At 50.0% G+C, this 16,156-nt stretch carries 16 protein-coding genes; 5 read left to right on the forward strand and 11 right to left on the reverse strand.

Annotated elements, in window-relative coordinates; genetic code table 11:
- Nucleotides 1-1,065, reverse strand: a complete 1,065-nt coding sequence (locus tag ACXLDX_RS14410) for a branched-chain amino acid aminotransferase (protein ID WP_457577883.1) — start codon at nucleotides 1,063-1,065, stop codon at nucleotides 1-3.
- Between the two features lie 779 nt (nucleotides 1,066-1,844).
- Between ACXLDX_RS14410 and ACXLDX_RS14415 the strand changes: the two genes are divergently transcribed.
- The 5 genes from ACXLDX_RS14415 (at nucleotide 1,845) to ACXLDX_RS14435 (ending at nucleotide 5,744) form a co-directional block, all read left to right on the forward strand.
- Entirely contained in the window at nucleotides 1,845-2,408 is a 564-nt protein-coding gene (locus ACXLDX_RS14415; RefSeq protein WP_457577884.1) for a 2-oxoacid:acceptor oxidoreductase family protein, read from the forward strand.
- Nucleotides 2,408-2,716: a 4Fe-4S binding protein gene (locus tag ACXLDX_RS14420; RefSeq protein ID WP_457577885.1), complete on the forward strand. Its 309-nt coding sequence runs from the start codon at nucleotides 2,408-2,410 to the stop codon at nucleotides 2,714-2,716. Before ACXLDX_RS14415 ends, ACXLDX_RS14420 begins: the two co-directional genes overlap by 1 nt.
- Nucleotides 2,717-2,719: 3 nt before the next feature.
- The gene (locus tag ACXLDX_RS14425) at nucleotides 2,720-3,913 is read left to right on the forward strand and encodes a pyruvate ferredoxin oxidoreductase (RefSeq protein ID WP_457577886.1); all 1,194 of its coding nucleotides are present in this window, start codon (nucleotides 2,720-2,722) and stop codon (nucleotides 3,911-3,913) included.
- A 125-nt stretch (nucleotides 3,914-4,038) separates the two neighbouring features.
- Nucleotides 4,039-4,923, forward strand: coding sequence for a thiamine pyrophosphate-dependent enzyme (locus tag ACXLDX_RS14430; protein ID WP_457577887.1), 885 nt, complete (start codon nucleotides 4,039-4,041; stop codon nucleotides 4,921-4,923).
- An 83-nt stretch (nucleotides 4,924-5,006) separates the two neighbouring features.
- Nucleotides 5,007-5,744: an SDR family oxidoreductase gene (locus ACXLDX_RS14435; protein WP_457577888.1), complete on the forward strand. Its 738-nt coding sequence runs from the start codon at nucleotides 5,007-5,009 to the stop codon at nucleotides 5,742-5,744.
- Here ACXLDX_RS14435 and ACXLDX_RS14440 read toward each other — a convergent pair.
- From ACXLDX_RS14440 to ACXLDX_RS14485, 10 genes are all read right to left on the reverse strand, one after another.
- The gene (locus ACXLDX_RS14440) at nucleotides 5,738-6,574 is read right to left on the reverse strand and encodes a hypothetical protein (protein WP_457577889.1); all 837 of its coding nucleotides are present in this window, start codon (nucleotides 6,572-6,574) and stop codon (nucleotides 5,738-5,740) included. The genes ACXLDX_RS14435 and ACXLDX_RS14440 overlap by 7 nt on opposite strands.
- A 26-nt stretch (nucleotides 6,575-6,600) precedes the next feature.
- Nucleotides 6,601-8,268, reverse strand: a complete 1,668-nt coding sequence (locus tag ACXLDX_RS14445) for a discoidin domain-containing protein (protein ID WP_457577890.1) — start codon at nucleotides 8,266-8,268, stop codon at nucleotides 6,601-6,603.
- 2 nt (nucleotides 8,269-8,270) lie between these two features.
- Entirely contained in the window at nucleotides 8,271-8,831 is a 561-nt protein-coding gene (locus tag ACXLDX_RS14450; RefSeq protein ID WP_457577891.1) for a hypothetical protein, read from the reverse strand.
- Between the two features lie 19 nt (nucleotides 8,832-8,850).
- Nucleotides 8,851-11,427 (reverse strand): MMPL family transporter, encoded by a 2,577-nt coding sequence (locus ACXLDX_RS14455; protein WP_457577892.1) that lies wholly within the window; start codon nucleotides 11,425-11,427, stop codon nucleotides 8,851-8,853.
- Nucleotides 11,390-12,082: a LolA family protein gene (locus ACXLDX_RS14460; protein ID WP_457577893.1), complete on the reverse strand. Its 693-nt coding sequence runs from the start codon at nucleotides 12,080-12,082 to the stop codon at nucleotides 11,390-11,392. Before ACXLDX_RS14460 ends, ACXLDX_RS14455 begins: the two co-directional genes overlap by 38 nt.
- Nucleotides 12,042-12,578 carry a hotdog family protein gene (locus ACXLDX_RS14465; protein ID WP_457577894.1) on the reverse strand — a complete coding sequence of 179 codons (537 nt, stop codon included), beginning with the start codon at nucleotides 12,576-12,578 and terminating at the stop codon, nucleotides 12,042-12,044. Before ACXLDX_RS14465 ends, ACXLDX_RS14460 begins: the two co-directional genes overlap by 41 nt.
- Nucleotides 12,579-12,686: 108 nt before the next feature.
- A complete protein-coding gene (gene fabG / locus ACXLDX_RS14470; RefSeq protein WP_457577895.1) occupies nucleotides 12,687-13,409 on the reverse strand; it encodes a 3-oxoacyl-ACP reductase FabG in 723 nt (240 codons plus the stop codon).
- A 266-nt stretch (nucleotides 13,410-13,675) separates the two neighbouring features.
- A complete protein-coding gene (locus ACXLDX_RS14475; protein ID WP_457577896.1) occupies nucleotides 13,676-14,452 on the reverse strand; it encodes a beta-ketoacyl synthase chain length factor in 777 nt (258 codons plus the stop codon).
- Entirely contained in the window at nucleotides 14,449-15,681 is a 1,233-nt protein-coding gene (locus tag ACXLDX_RS14480; protein WP_457577897.1) for a beta-ketoacyl-[acyl-carrier-protein] synthase family protein, read from the reverse strand. The genes ACXLDX_RS14475 and ACXLDX_RS14480 overlap by 4 nt, the downstream gene beginning before the upstream one ends.
- Nucleotides 15,682-15,702: 21 nt before the next feature.
- The coding region (locus ACXLDX_RS14485; protein ID WP_457577898.1) for a hypothetical protein at nucleotides 15,703-16,156 on the reverse strand (454 nt) is incomplete at its 5' end.

The raw sequence follows: 16,156 nt of genomic DNA on the forward strand, positions 1-16,156 counted from the left end.
CTACCCCACCGGCACTATCCAGCCAAAAGGATCTTCTGCCCTGCCATACTGAATAGCCGTCAGCTCCTTGAAAAATCTGCCCGCAAGAGGGCCTACGCTGCCATCGCCGACCGTAATTTCCCTGCCGTCAAATTTAATATTGCCGACTGGTGAAATCACTGCGGCGGTTCCTGAACCGAAAACCTCTTTCAGGCTGCCATCCGCGTGGGTGCTGTAAACTTCGTCAATGCTGATCTTTCTCTCGACAACCTTTATCCCCCATGATTTTGCCAACCGGATAACTGAATCCCTGGTCACACCGGAAAGGATACTTCTATTCAGTTCCGGGGTAATCAGCTCATCACCGATCACAAAAAAGATATTCATGGAACCCACTTCTTCCACGTATTTCAATTCAACACCATCCAGCCAGAGGACCTGGGTATACCCATCCTGCTGGGCCAGATTAGTTGCGTAGAGACTTGCAGCGTAATTTCCAGCTGTTTTGGCCTCACCGACCCCGCCCCGTACTGCGCGCACATATTTCGTCGTGACCCATATCTTTACCGGGTCAAATCCTTCCGGATAATAAGCTCCAACCGGGGAAAGAATAATAAAAAACCGATATGTGTTGGAGGAACGCAGACCGATATAGGGATCCATGGCAATAATCGTTGGCCTGATATACAGTGATGTTCCAGCTGTTGCGGGAACCCAGTCCTTTTCAATCTCCAGCAGTTTCAGCAGAGCTTCAAGAATAAAATCCTCATCAATGGGAGGCATACAGAGCATATGTCCGGATCTGTTCAATCTCTTTATATTATCCCCTGGCCTGAAAAGCTGAATTGCGCCGGTATCGGTCTTATAGGCCTTGAGTCCCTCGAAAATCGCCTGGCCATAATGGAGGACCATGGAAGAAGGATCCATTTCCAGAGGGCCGTATGGCTCGATTCGGGGATTATGCCAGCCCTTTTCCGGATTGTAATCCATATTGAACATATGATCGGTGAAATGTGTACCAAAACCCAGAGAAGAATCGTCCGGATGCGCCTTGAACTGATCAGCTTTTTTTATTGTAATTTCCACGTGTTCCTCAACAGTAATTGATTATTGACCTGAATTCGTGACGGCTTTGTGATATTTTTCCTGATACCAGGAAACAGCTCCCGGGAGCTACAGATTTTTAAAAGGCTCTTCTTCGCTGCAGCCCCATGCGGACAAAAGAGACCCGTAAAAAGCCGGGATGTCTGCGGGCAGTTATAACTCCGCTCCAGACTTAATAATGTTGCCCTGAACTTTGTATGTAATCAGGTAAAAATAAAAGGTCATCTCAAAAAAACACAGCATTCTATTTATTAATTTATTACTATGGTTCCCAGTATAATATTTATTTATATATTGAATCAACATATAAACTTTTTATTCTGACTGACAGATAAAAAATACTCGCTAATCACCTGTATTTGCGTTACAAATATTTTTTTCCGAACTGTTATCGGTGTCTGTAATACCCTGAAGGATACCTTGAAAATTAGATTTTTCGTCCAAAGCAATGTCCAGGGAAATTAAAAAACTCTACATATCAGGCGTATGTGAGCCTTTTTCTTTTTCCTGCAACGTTGAGATCGCGCGAAAAAACAGTTTTTCAAGATGACCTGAGGTCCGGCAGTAACGGCTCTGCAGAGAACCGGTATTCACCGGGAAAAACATCTGGTATCCCTGTAGCTACACTGTCTTTTTTTTAACAGCGTAGCTATTTTCATGTAAACCTGTATCGTAACTGCTCACAGGAACTATTTTTTGCCCTGCGGGATTGGCAATTGCAGGATTTAAGTAAAAAGAAAACATACAAATATCGGAGAACAATGAGAAAAGATATAATTGAAATACGCTGGCATGGCCGGGGAGGCCAGGGAGCAATAACAGCCGCCAAGATCGTTGCAAACGCAGCATTCGCATCCGGATACAAAGGTGCAGTCATGACCCCCACTTTCGGAACGGAAAGACGGGGCGCAGCCGTTTTCACCTCTTTGAAAATTTCCAGGGAAAAAATTTATGACCTCTCACCCATTTCTACTCCGGATATGATTATAGTACTGGATCATACCCTGCTGGACGAGGTCGACGTGGCCGCCGGCCTGAAGGAAAAAGGTCTTGTTGTTCTTAATGGCGGAAAACCTGTTGAGGAGTATGACTTCAATGGAAGAAAGGTAGCCGTCTGTGATGTTACACATCACGCCGTAACCGCAGGACTCCCCCCCGGAATTGTTAATTCGGGGATAATAGGCGCCTTCTGCAGGGCAACCGGACTGATTGAGCTGGATGTTCTCCTGGAAGCAATAAAAAAAGAATTCAGCGGGAAGCGTCCTGAACTGAACGCGAAAGCGGCTCAGATCGCCTACGACAATACCGCGATTGGAGGAATATAATGACGACTGACAGAAATTTTTGTGAAATGATATCCAGAGGCGCCCCCGGCCCTGGTGATGGTGGTAAAACAGGCTCCTGGCGGGTTCTCCGTCCTGTAATAAACCTCGAGGCCTGCATTCCGGTCAAGACAAACAAGATGGCCTGTTTCAACTGCTGGCTCTATTGTCCTGACTGCTCGGTTTCCAAAACAATACCGCCGGTAATTGATTTTGAATATTGCAAAGGCTGCGGTATCTGTGCAGAAGAATGTCCGGCCGGTGCCATCACCATGGTTGATGAAGCAACGCCAATCGAGGAGGAGAAATAAGAAATGCATATCATAGATTCAGGAAATGTCGCCGCCGCAACAGGAGTAAAACTTTCGCGAGCCCAGGTTATTGCGGCATATCCAATAACACCCCAGACTCCACTGACGGAAAAGCTCTCCGAATTCGTTGAATCCGAAGAACTCGACGCCCAGTATATCCCGGTGGAAAGTGAACACAGCGCCATGGGAGTCTGCATAGCGGCCTCAACAGCCGGCACCAGAGCTTTCACTGCCACCAGCGCCAACGGCCTTCTTTACATGAACGAACAGCTTCACTGGGCGGTGGGGGCACGGCTTCCCATCGTCATGTGCGTTGCCAACAGGGGTATCGGTGCACCATGGACGGTCTGGAACGACCAGCAGGACACCATCGCCCAGAGAGATGTGGGCTGGATCCAGATCTACGCAAACGATCACCAGCAGATCATTGACTCCGTCATCAAAGCTTTCCGCCTGGCCCAGACTGTATCCATCCCGGTAATGGTCTGTTACGACGGCTATCTGCTCTCCCACACCTATATGCCTTTTGAACCTCCGGAGCAGGAAAAAGTGGACAGTTTTCTGCCTCCTTTTGCCACAAAAAATTTTCTTGATCCAGAGAATCCAGGCAATTTCAACCCTGTCACCCTGCCCGACATCAGGCCGGGCGTGGACGGCAGAATCATGCCTGGATATATCGAAATCCGCCATAATCTTCAAATGGACCTGCGGGCGGCTCTGGATGTATACGAGGAGATTGATACTGACTATAAAAAGGAATTCGGTCGTGGCGGTCATCCCTTTGTGGAGGAATACAGGTGTGATGACGCGGACTTTGTTGCGGTCTGCATAGGCTCTCTCTCCTACCACCTTCGTGACGTCATTGATTCCATGCGGGAAAAAAATGTGAGGATCGGTGTCATGGGTGTCCAGATGTACAGACCGTTCCCGGATGAAGCAATCACCTGTGCCCTGTCCGGCAAGAAACATGTCATCGTCTTTGAAAAGGCCTTGAGCTACGGCAACCAGGGTGCACTGTATGCCGATATCAAGTCCGCACTCTACAGCTGTGAAGAAAGGCCCACCATCCAGAACTATATTCTAGGTCTTGGCGGCCGGGAGATAAAGACCGGGCAACTCCTTGAGGTACTGACCGAAGCCTGCAGCTCTCCCGGCGCGGCGGAAGATGCTCCCCGCTGGATCGGCCTGAAACTGTAAGGGAAAAAACATGGAACAATTGTAATTGGTCACAGGTGAGCAACTCTGTGATTTTATAACCTCTGAACCTAAAAATGCCGACATACCACCGGGACATGCCCCATGAAAGTGGTTAGAGAATAATTATGGAAAATAAAACAACAACAGTAAATCTGACTGAAGAAGAATTTGTCCATCCGGGCAACCGCGCCTGCTCCGGCTGTGGTCTGTCAATTGTCTATCGGATCGGCCTCAAAGCACTGGGTAAAAATACGATTCTGGTTGTACCGCCAAGCTGCCTGACCGTACTCCAGGGCCTGTACCCTGTTGCCTCGGCAAAACTGCCGGTAGTCAATGTAACCTTTGCCTCAACGGGTGCGGCGGCAACCGGTGTCCGTGGTGCCATGAAGGCGTTGAATAAAAAGGATGTCAATGTCGTTGCCTGGGCGGGTGACGGAGGGACCGGTGATATCGGTATCCAGGCCCTGTCCGGCGCCTGCGAGCGGGGCGAGGATATCATCTATATCTGCTATGATAACGAGGCCTACATGAACACCGGGGTGCAGCGTTCGGGAACCACCCCCCAGGGCGTCCTGACTACAACCACCCCCATCAAGGGAAAACTCCAGCAGAAAAAGGATGTCCCGTCGATTATCGCCGCCCATGGCATCGGCTATGTGGCAACGGCTTCCGCGGCCTTTCCGCTGGATTTCTACGACAAGGTAAAAAAGGCGACAACCCTCCCGGGTCCCAAATACATTCATGTTCATACCCCATGTCCTCCAGGCTGGAGTTTTGATTCAAGGTACACTATCAAGATTGGCAAGCTGGCCGTACAGACCGGCCTTTTTGACCTTTATGAGATCGAAAACGGGCAGTTCCGCCTGACCGGCGCCTCAGAAAAACTGATCGGTAAAAAAAGAAAGCCGGTCACTGACTATTTCGCCACCCAGGGTCGCTTCAAGTCTCTGGATAAAGAACTGGTCGCCGGTGTTCAGGAGCAAATCGATGCCAAGTGGGCCGGTTACTGATCTGAACGTAACTTCCCGCAGGAGCAGCAACACCGGGATTTTTTACCCTCTGAATAATTACAACATCGGTTGCGGCAAAGATTATGGATTTAATGATCAAAGATAAAGTAGCACTGGTTTTCGGTGCCTCTAAAGGGCTCGGCAAAGCCATAGCGGCAGCTCTTGCTCAGGAGGGGGCAACGGTAGTTATCGCCTCAAGGAACAGAAAACAACTGGAAAAAGCACGTGAAGAGACCGGAGCTGCCGGTCTCTTCACGGTTGACCTGCAACTTGAAGGGGACGGGGCAGGAGTTGTCGAAGAAACGCTGCGCCGGTACGGCTCTGTTGATATCGTCGTCACCAACAGCGGTGGCCCGCCAAATGGTCTCTTTGATGATATTGACAACACTGTCTGGAAAAACCAGTATCAGAATCTTTTTCTTTCCCCCATTGAAATAATCCGTGCCGTCCTGCCCCATATGAAACAGAAACAATGGGGCAGGATTCTGCTGGTCACCTCTGTGACCGCAAAGGAACCGATACCGGGACTGACCGTCTCAAACGGTCTGCGAGCCGGATTAATGGGACTGATTAAGAGCCTCAATAACGAAATCGCAGCAGAAAATATCACTGTCAACGGACTTCTCCCCGGATACACCAGGACTGAAAGATTGATCGATCTCAAAATTGATGAAGAAAAAATAAGCAAAGAAATACCAGCAGGCAGGCTCGGCAGGCCGGAGGAATTCGGTCACCTTGCCTGTTTTCTCGCTTCAGAAAAAGCCGGCTATATTTCCGGCCAGATGATTGCCTGTGATGGAGGATATCTTAAAGGTTATTGAATATCAACACTGCCGGTGCTGGCCCGGTTGCCGATACCGGTGGCAATAGCCTTCACATGGGACCCTTTTGAAGTATTTGTTACAATACCGGAAACAGCCCCGTGACTGACAGACATTGAAGCAACACTTGCTCTGTTATTTTTTCCGACAGCCGAACTGCTGAAATCTTCTCCAGCTGCACGGTTGCTGACCTTTCCCTCGATCCGGGTACTGCCTGTTCGAACGGTGCCGGTTTCAGCCAGATTATTTTCTCCTCTGGCTGTGCTTTTAAAATTCTCCCCGGAAACCTTGTTGCTCACAATCCCCGTCACTTTACTCTGGCTGCTGATAATACTGCCGGAGTAGGCCCGGTTGTGTTTTCCCTTTGCACTGCTGACAAAATTACTGCCTGAAACCGTGTTGATGATTTTTCCGTCAACTGTCGTTTTATTCATCTGGATTGTACCCGCAGCAGCAGTGTTGTTCTTTCCTGAAGCCATGCTCCTGAAGCCATTACCATCAACTTTATTTGTCACTGAACCCGCAATTTTAGAATGATCCATGACAATGGAGCCGACAACAGCGCTGCTTCCCTTTCCCTTGGCGGTTGCCTTGAAATTTGAACCGGTGACACTGTTCCTCACCTTCCCCGTCACCTTGGAATCACCGGGTTGTATCCGTCCGATAAGAGCAGTATTGGTATCACCGGAAGTATCAATAGTCCTTCTCGATATTTTTACCGTGTTTTTTATATCCGGAACTTTCTCTTTTTCTTCAGCCATGGAAAAGGTTGAATAAACAAAACCAAGCAAAAGAGCGATCGCCACAGAAACAACTGGTTGTTTTTTCATCGTTTTTCTCCATAAAGAATTCCTTTCTACCACTCTTCCACAATGATTTCCGACACGCCGATTTTTCCACGACCATCACGAACAAAGAATTTGATCCACCAGATACCGGAACGATCCAGATCCAGAGTCACCGTCGCTCCTGGTTTCACACCTCCCACCGGCACAAGAGATCCATCACTCAGGATCAGAACACTGTCATAAATACGACCATTATTCAGACCGTCACCGGCAACCAGAGAAACTGTCCCGATATCCACCGGCTGCGTCCACTCCAGCGCCACCCAGCTGTCCCGGCCACCTGCTGACACCCACTGGGTGTCCAGACGCCTGTCCTTCACCAGGCCCGCCTTGAACCGTTTTCCCGCTTTTCCTGAAACGCGGACAACAGCCTTCTGGGCCAGATTCGGTTCAATTTTTTCCTGTTCACGCTTTCTTCCGAAGACCTCGATCTCAGCGAGTCCAGCCTTATGACGAGCACTGCGAATAAAAAGTTTCAACCAGGTTATTTTTTCATGGTGACCTCTTATCATTTTCACCTGGTTGGAACCGAGACCTCCTTCAATCCAGAAGACAGCACCATCGCTGAAAACAAGAAACAGATCTTTCAGTCGGCTCCCGGGATCCCCTGATCTCCCGGTCAACCTGATCCGCTCAATATCAACCCCTTTCTTCCAGGAAAGCTGCAGCCACTGGTTCTTTCCATTGCCGGCAACCCATTCACTTGCAGGATTTCGATCTACAGCTTTTTGTCCCGAATGCTTTTTATTAACGGACCCGGAAACCAGGACAAGCGCTTTCCGGGCCAGATTGGCTGGCACAAGTTTCTGCTCTTCCCTGACTTTTTCCCCGGCCAGTGCCCCCATAACCCGTATCTCACTTAAACCGACATTGTTCTGCCCTTCACGGATATAATACTTCAGCCAGGTAATGCCCTTTTTGTTCACGGTTATTTCCCTGAACTGGGCAGGGTTTAAAGCACCGAAATCGAGGATTGTGCCGTCACTGAAGACAATGTCACTGCTCCAGATATGAACACTCATATCCTGTCTTCTTCCCTGCAGACCGACAGTTTTTATATTAACCGGTTCATTCCATCTCAACAGCAGCCATTTACCACGGCTGCCGCGGGCGACCCATTCCGTATTTTCCAGGCCGTCAATAGCATTGGTTCCACGGAAGCGTCTGCCCATCTGATCGGAAACGGTCACCTCGGCTATGGCCGCCAGGTATGTCTCCCTGCGGTTACCCACACCATTTCCATCCCCGACGGTGCCCCCATGCCCCGGTTTCTTTTTATAGGAACCATTCAAGATCTGAAAAATCGCTTCTTTCTGACGGCGACGCTGCTCCCTGCCCGCATGGGGATTGAGTATGTCAACAATCTGATCAATGGTGCCGTCCAGAGCTGCCCCGTTTCCCCTTCTTTGATTCCCCTGAGAACCTCCATCCAGATAGACCCGCAGCAACTCGTCCACCAGGGGATTGCCGGAAATGCTCCGTTTGCCGACCAACAGCCTGTGAAGTGCGTTCTTTTTTTCGTTCAGCCGGGTTGTATCGTCTCCAGGGGGAGAGATAACCTCAATAATCGTGTCAATTTTTCTCTCAATATTCTGCCGGGCTTCCACCGATTTACCGACAACAGGAAAAAGCAACACAGCCAACAGAACAACACACCCATAACAATACGATTTCATAATTATGATCCTGAATTTCCGTCCCCGGGAAGCCCCCTGAAGGTCATGCGCATACCAAGCCATGGCTGCAGATAGAATATTTCCCCCTTACTCCTTTGTACCTCCCAAAGGGTAAATGGTTCAATTTTCATTATTTTATTATAGCCATCTCCTGACGGAGAAATACAGAAAAACATCAGTCCGTCCCGACTGCATGGATAATCCAGGGGAATCATCAAAAAAGTCCTGGCAAGAGAAGTTGAGAGATAACCGGGAAGGGATGATCCCTTCAAACCGGTCATGGCTCTTTTTATTGTATACCTCCCCTGAAAGTCGACCTCACCTTCGATCAGCTTTATGCCGGTGGCGTCCAGCATTGCCCAGGACAACGACAACCCATTGAACCGCAGGGCAAGAAGCCCGGTAAATCTGACATCCCCCCACTGTTCAATGCGGATGGAGTATAATCTGTTTTCAGGTTTTGCTGTAATCTTAAGAGACTGGTTATATTTCTGCAACGGGACTGAACAGGCCGACAGCAGAAAACACAAGCATATTATACAAAACATTACGGATTTATTCACTCCGCACCTCCTTGCAAAATCACTGCTCACCATATTGAAGCAGGGTCGGACTGACAAAAAGAGCCACCGGCCAGGCCGTGCCAATACCGACCAGCACGGTAATCCCCAGGGCGTGGAGCGCAGGATGGGCCGCAAAGGCAAGAACACCAAAACCGATGAGTGAACTGGCAGCGCAGATGGAAACAGCTTTTAATGTTGTTCCATACTGTTTTTCCCTGTGGGCACAGACAACAAAGATGCCGTAATCCACTGACAGGCCGATCACCATGATCCCCATGATAAGATGCATCATATTCAACTCAACCCCGGTAAGAAAACAGAATATGGACATGGCTGAAAGTGCGGACAGTACAGGAGCCAGCACTGCCAGCATACCATCAAACCGTCTGAACTGCAGACCCACCAGGATAATAACACCACAACCGGCCGCAAGGCAGAGTGTCATCATGTCCTTTTCAAGGGACTGCTCCACCTCGGCCCGCCATATCCTGTTGGCAAGCAGCGTCACATGAGGATTACTCTCTGCCCAGTCATGCAGAACCTGAAGATCATCCCCATGGATCGACACAGTGGTCATTACAAGAAAATTATTGTTCCTGTCCCTTTCTGCTGCCCGGCCTGGAGAACGGATCATGGAAGCTGCCATTGAACGCAGGGGGCTTTTTTCTATTTTTTCAGGCTGCAGCAGGCCCGGCTCACGATCAAGAGTGCGGAAAAAAGGTGCAAAGGCACCTTCTGAAAAACCGAATTCAGCCGCAGTTCCCAGAAAAACATGATCAAACTCCGGTCGCTTCCCGCGCCAGAACTGCCGCCACTGTTTCACGTTTTCCCGCTGAATTTTTCCACCCGGCAAAAGTGGAGCAAGAGACTGAAAGGGACCGATCCCGCGCTCTTTCAGAAATCTGTAGACCATGGAATTATTCTCCAGGGCAATATCAAGATTTTCGCCCGAGCTGACAATGAAAGCCTGATCACCTTTGCCTCCCCAGATATCCCTGAAATGTTTTTCAGCCGCCTCCACATGATGATCAGGGGCATCAAGAACACGGAGGTCTCCATTATAATGAAGCTGCGGCCAAACAGTCAGTCCTGAAATCAGCAGAAGACCCCAGAACATGAGTAAACATTTTTGAGTAAAAGGTGTAAGCCTGCCAGGCACCAGACCCTTTCTCCTTCTTTTATCTGAAAATCCTCGGCTGAGGGTTGTATCGCCGCAGTTGGGATTTTCATTGGCTTTTTGTGGCCGAGCCATAGAGTCCGGCCATGCCGGTTTATCTGAAAATTCTCGGCCGGGGGTTGCACTGCCCCAGTCGGGATCTTCACAGGCTTTTTGGGGGTGAGCCATAGCATCCGGCAATACCGGTTTATCGTTCTTCTTCCGGGACACTATTTCCGGGATGATAAGCCAGGAAAAAAGAACCGCCAGAGAGACACCGGCAAGGGCCAGTGTCGCCATCTGCCGGTGCGATGGAACGGCCGAAAAGAGCAATACGGCAAGAACTGTGGCGGTTGTCAGCCAGGCAAAAAAAACAGGTCGCCTCAGGGCCCGCAACTGCTTCCTTCTCTCACCCTGTTCTCCCAGGGCCAGAAAAAGGTGAATGGAAAAATCAACACCGATCCCCAGCAGAACAATCCCGAAACCAAGGGCCAGACCGCTTACATGACCAAAAACAAGGGATGTAACACCGATGGCAGGCAATGCCGCCATAAACACCACACCAAGCACAGGAATAACCCGAATATCCCGCAAAGTAACAGCCAGCAGAAACAGGAGCAGGATTGTTGCCAGGGGCAGCAGTCGTTTCAGATCATGCTGAATGGTGCGGCTGTTTGCCAGGGTATGGGGCAGAGTACCGATAATGGATGCTGTCACTCCCGACGCCAGTGACTTCTGCAGAAAAATTTCCAGCTCCGCTTCTATTTTTTCAGCGTTTTTTGAGTCGGTCAGGGAAAAAACGCTCTCCGCCATAACCAGTGCATGGCTGGAATCAGAACTCATGAAAAATCCGTCCACCAGGCGCATGGAAAATTCAGATCGCAGGTGACTGAGTTTTCCCAGCAGCAACCCGGTCAGCCCAAGGGGATCACTCCTCACCTGCTTCTTCACGGCAATTCCGGCGGGGCTGTTCAGCAGGGTGAACAGTTTTTCCATGGACCGGCTGATGGAAGCCGGGGTGAGTTTTTTTTTCAGGGCTGCCAGGTCATCCCGCTCCAGCAGAACCGGCAGCCAGGGAGAAAACATGGTGTACAACCTGCTTTCGTAACCCGGCTCAAGCCTGTCCATCACCAGGGAAAAACTGCTGCTTTCCCGGAGCAGACGCCCCAGCCGGGTCACACTTTTCTTCAGTTTTTCCTGGTCATTTTCACCAGGTTTCTCCATTGAAAGGGTAATAAAAATCCGGTCGACAAGCCCCAACCGCTGCAGCAGGTGAAGATCTTCCTTGACTGGGCCATCAGGAAGCAGATCCAGAGCATCATCATCAACTGAAACCCGCAGGGAAAGAAGTGCTCCGACCAGAAAAACAGCCAGAAGAAACAACCATTTGCGCCACCTGTTTTCAATCATCAGTATCGCACTGGCTGAAGAGTTTTTCATCCAGTCTACCGTTTATAACCGTCCTATAAAAAACAATACGTGTAAGATCACCTCCGGCTTCTGTTATTTCGACCTTACGCGGCTGCAATGTTTTTTCATCAAAAACGATGGTCACAGAACTGATAAAATCGGCAATATTTTTATCAACCGGTATCACCTTCAGGGTGGAATTCCCTGTTTTTCTGAGAGTGAAATGGTCGGCCATTTTCATATAATCGCCACCAAGCCAGAGCCAGAGCTGATCGGCAACCACTTTCATCACCGGATCTTCTGCAAGATTGAAATGGTGGGGAGGTGTGCCATCACTGCACTTCAACCCCTCCTCTCCCCGAAATATCAGGGCGGATGGAACAGGAGAGATGAACTCCCAGCGCAATCTGTCCGGACGGACGATATAGAGTTTCCCCTTGAAATGGACGGGTCGGGCAAAGAGGGTCAGAATTTTTTCCTGGGTAAAGTCTGCGGAAAAACTGCGGGCAAGGTTCGCTTTTTTCTGGATCTTTTCAAGAAACGGCTGCAGATCACCCTGCCCCGTACTCCCCGCGTAAACCGGCATACAGATAGAAAGAGGGAGAAACAAAAGAAAAAAAAGAAAGACCTGGAGAATACTGTTTTCAGCCGAGATCTTCCCATACCTTGATATCTCCCGACGCAAGCAACACATCAGCATCAAAAACTTCTCCATGAATAATTTTAACCGTTCCGAACTCGAATATTTTTTCAATTTCAATCCGCAGTCTGGTGCCGGGTGAAGCTGTATGATAAAAGGAAAACGAATCGATTCCAACCAGCATACCGTCATTCATCCTGCTTCCCGAGCGTAGGGCATCATAGCCGTTTGCCATGGCCATTGCCTGGGCCACAACTTCTATGAAAAATTCCGGGAAAACCATACCATCATCAACGCAGATCCCCTCCACGGGCATTTCGGCCAGGGCTTTTGCCCTGTTTCCGGACCGCTCCAGCAATTGATCCACAAAAAGCATGGGAGGCCTGTGCGGTAAAAGCGAACGGGCTGCCATGGGCAGACGAACACCTGCGGTCCCGTTACCTGGAAATCTGTGACTGGAAATCGTCTTACCGCAATCGGAATTCTCTTTGTTTTTTTGCGGTCTGGCCATAGAGTCCGGCCATGGTGGTTTATCTGTCATTCTGGTATTCTCCGAAGATATCAGCAGGTAACCGGTCACAGGAATAGAAATGCGGTTCAGAGGGAACAAAATCACTGAGTTGCCGCCCCTGTGAGGAGTTACGGTGGTTTACATATACATGCCGCCATTTACACTGAACACCTGGCCGGTAATATAGCCGGCCTCCTCGCTGAGCAGAAATCGTACAACCCCGGAGACCTCCTCCACCCTGCCCACCCGACCCAGGGGAATAAGGGGCAGGATACTGTCCAGGGGCAGTTTTTCGATCATTTCCGTTTCAATAAGGCCCGGAGAAACAACGTTAACAAGAATATTTCTTTTCCCCAGTTCCCGGGCCAGGGCTTTGGACGCTCCAATCAGACCTGCCTTGGCCGCGGAATAGTTCACCTGTCCCGCCTGGCCGGTTTCACCCGAAAGGGAGGCAATGGAGATGATACGCCCCTCTCTCCTGGAAAGCATCACCTTGGAAAAAAGGCGGGCCAGAATAAAAAAACTGTTAAGATGAACATCAATAACAGAGTCCCATTCGTCCCTGCGCATAAGCGGTAGCAATGTATCCCTGGTGATTCCGGCATTATGTATAAACCCATACGGCACCTGATCCCTGAGAAGAGGTTCCAGGATTTCATTCACTGCCGTTTCATCTGAGACATCAAAGGGCAGGAGAGTGCAGTTCCGGCCGACAGCTTCAATGGCTTTTTTCACCTTTTCCGCCTGAGCGGTGGACGAGCGGTAGTTCAACCAGATATCATAGCCGTTATCGGCCAGATCCAGGGCGACAGCCGCCCCGATACCTCTACTTGCGCCGCTGATAAATACTGTTTTTTTCATAATTTACTGTGATGCGAAGCCATAGTGGTTTCTGATTACGTATGAAACTCAGCCTGTTATTTGTGAGCCTGGGGATTGGGCCTGTTTTATCAGGCGAATTTCAAAAATCACATTAGACTGATTATAAAATGACCTGGACTGATACTTTTTCATTTGAATTCCTTATCAATTGAGATTTCCAGTGATTTTTGACCGTTGGCTAGCCTGATCAAACAGGCACATCCACAATTTGGCTGAGTTTCATGGGTAATCAAGTAGTGGTTTGTTCATCTTCTGATCCTGCATCGCACGGTTACGGATGGTGCCCTGACCAGATAATCCAGCCATCCGGTTCCGTCACTGGTCATCTCTTCTGTTAGTATCCTGCCTGGTGCAAGCGGGTCGGGACATTCAAGTTTTTTTTCGTTATTTACAATAATCTCTGCGGAATTCTTAAGGAAACAGTCCACCGTTCCAGGAATACCCGATTCCACCGAAACCTCTTCAAGGAGCCACCCCCTTTTCCGATCACTTTTTGTCAGAAGCCAGCAGACCACGCCGGGAATCCAGGGCTGAAAATCCGGAATCATTCTCCTGCCCGCGTCATTTAAAAGCACACTGTAGCTTTCCACCTGCAGGACAAGGCAACTGTCCAGCATACCAGCCATAATGGCCAGAGCTCCCTGCTCAAGCACTCTGAAAAAGGGAAGAGAAAAATCGGTTACAGTAAGACTGCATCCCCGAAGGGAAAAAATCGAGGCCATATATCCGGCGGCTGCGTTGAAAACAGAGTGGGAAAAGAGAATCGGTGAAGTCTGCTCGCCGGAAATGATCTGATCCAGCACATCAAAATTCGTTTCCATTGTTCCAAAGGCCGTTCCAAGAAACAGACCACGTCGTTCATTGGGAACACCCTCAATTTCATTCGTTTCCCTGAGAACATTATAGCCGCCAACCACAGCCAGTCTGATATATTCATCAGCCCTGCGCAGTTGTTTTGCCAGCTCTGCCGGTGTTTCCAGTTCAGCCGACTCCAGGGAACAGACCTTGAGAATCCGGATCATCCCGCTCCCTCCAGTATAAGAACGGAATTGGAGCCGCCGAATGCCAGGGACTGACTCATTCCCGTCCTTCCCCTCAGGGCAGATGTTACCCCTTCAGGCAGAACAGCAAAAGGGAAGTCGGGATCACAGTTACGGCATCCCGCAGTACCGGCAACCTTCCCCCTGTTCAGAGCCAGCAGGGTAAATATTGCCTCGATAGCTCCGGCGGCCCCCAGGGTATGTCCCGTAACACCTTTGGTGGAAACCACGGGAAGTTCGGCAATATTAAAACCGAGCTCAAAAACAGCCCTGGTTTCCGCCCTGTCATTCGCCGGAGTTCCAGTGCCATGGGCATTAATCATGGAAATATCGTCAACTGTCACCCTCCCGTCAGCAAGAGCCATCCGCACGGCCATCTGCAATCCGCGGCCGTCCGGGTGGGGAGCCGTGGGATGATGGGCGTCTCCGGCGATACCGTATCCCCGGATCCAGCCAAGACACGCTCTTTTTTCCGCGACAAGCTGATCATCTCTTTCCAGTATAACAATCCCTGCCCCCTCACCCAGGTTCAAACCCCTGCGATCCCTGTCAAAAGGCCTGCAGTTCTCCGGAGAAACAAGCATGAGACTCTTGAAACCGTGACAGGCGATTCTGGAGAGCTCGTCGGTACCACCGGCGATGGCGATATCACACAGCCCACGGCGCAGCCAGTTTCCGGCAAGTCCTATGGCATCAGTACCCGACGCACAGGCGTTGGTGATAACCGCCCGCGGCCCCCGAATACCAAGAATCCGCTGTACCCGCTCCGCCAGGTTTGCAGACAGATAAGTGCGCAGTGGCTTTTCATCCGGCTCCCTGCCCTCTTTCCAGTCAATATAATAGGGTTCATTATGAAAGGTACAGCCAACCGTTGTACCGAGAACGACTCCAACCCGTTTGTGCCTCAAATCGTCCGATCTGATTCCTGCCTGTTCCAAAGACTCATTGATGGCGGACAGGGCCAGCAGGATACTTCGGTTTACTCCCGCAAGGGCTGAATCTGCAATGGAAAAAGAAGAAGAAAGGACGGGTAATTTCTTCGGTGCTACAAAACAGGGAGCCGCGGGCGGCGAAAAAAACGGCTCTCCTTTCATGGATGTTGAAACGGTCCATGAAGCAATTGAATCCATGGCCTCCGAACAGCTGCCACCGGCGGCGCAGACTACGCCACAACCGGTCACTGCAATCAAAGGAGATACTTCACCCACCATATGCGCTCCCTGCTCCCCGGCTTATCGGGCCAGCTGGACCACGGTTCCCTTGAGAACCACATTGACCATCATGCCACCAACCAGGCAGCTGTATTCCGTTGAGCTGGAATTCTCCCTGTTCTTGATATAGGACCTGATATTAATAACCCCATTACCCCCTTCCCTGTCGGCACGATCCTGCAGGGCAACCAGGGCGGAGGCAAGGGCCCGGGCACAGGCGTCCTCATGTTTTTTACGGAAACCATTGGTCCTTTTATTGCTTTTAAAGGTGCCATACTCCCGCACCACTGCCGGATGGGGCTGGTCACCCCAATAGAGAGCGACCCCATTGTTCAACACGTCCTGAACCACGGATTTTCCCATGGCATCACTGATCGAAAAACTTTTCTTCACATCTCTGGAATACGCTGTGGACGTACAGAGCAACAAAGATAAGATAGAAATAAAAAATATTTTCCCTTTCATTTTTCCTCCT

It is taken from the genome of Desulfomarina sp. (assembly GCF_054039375.1).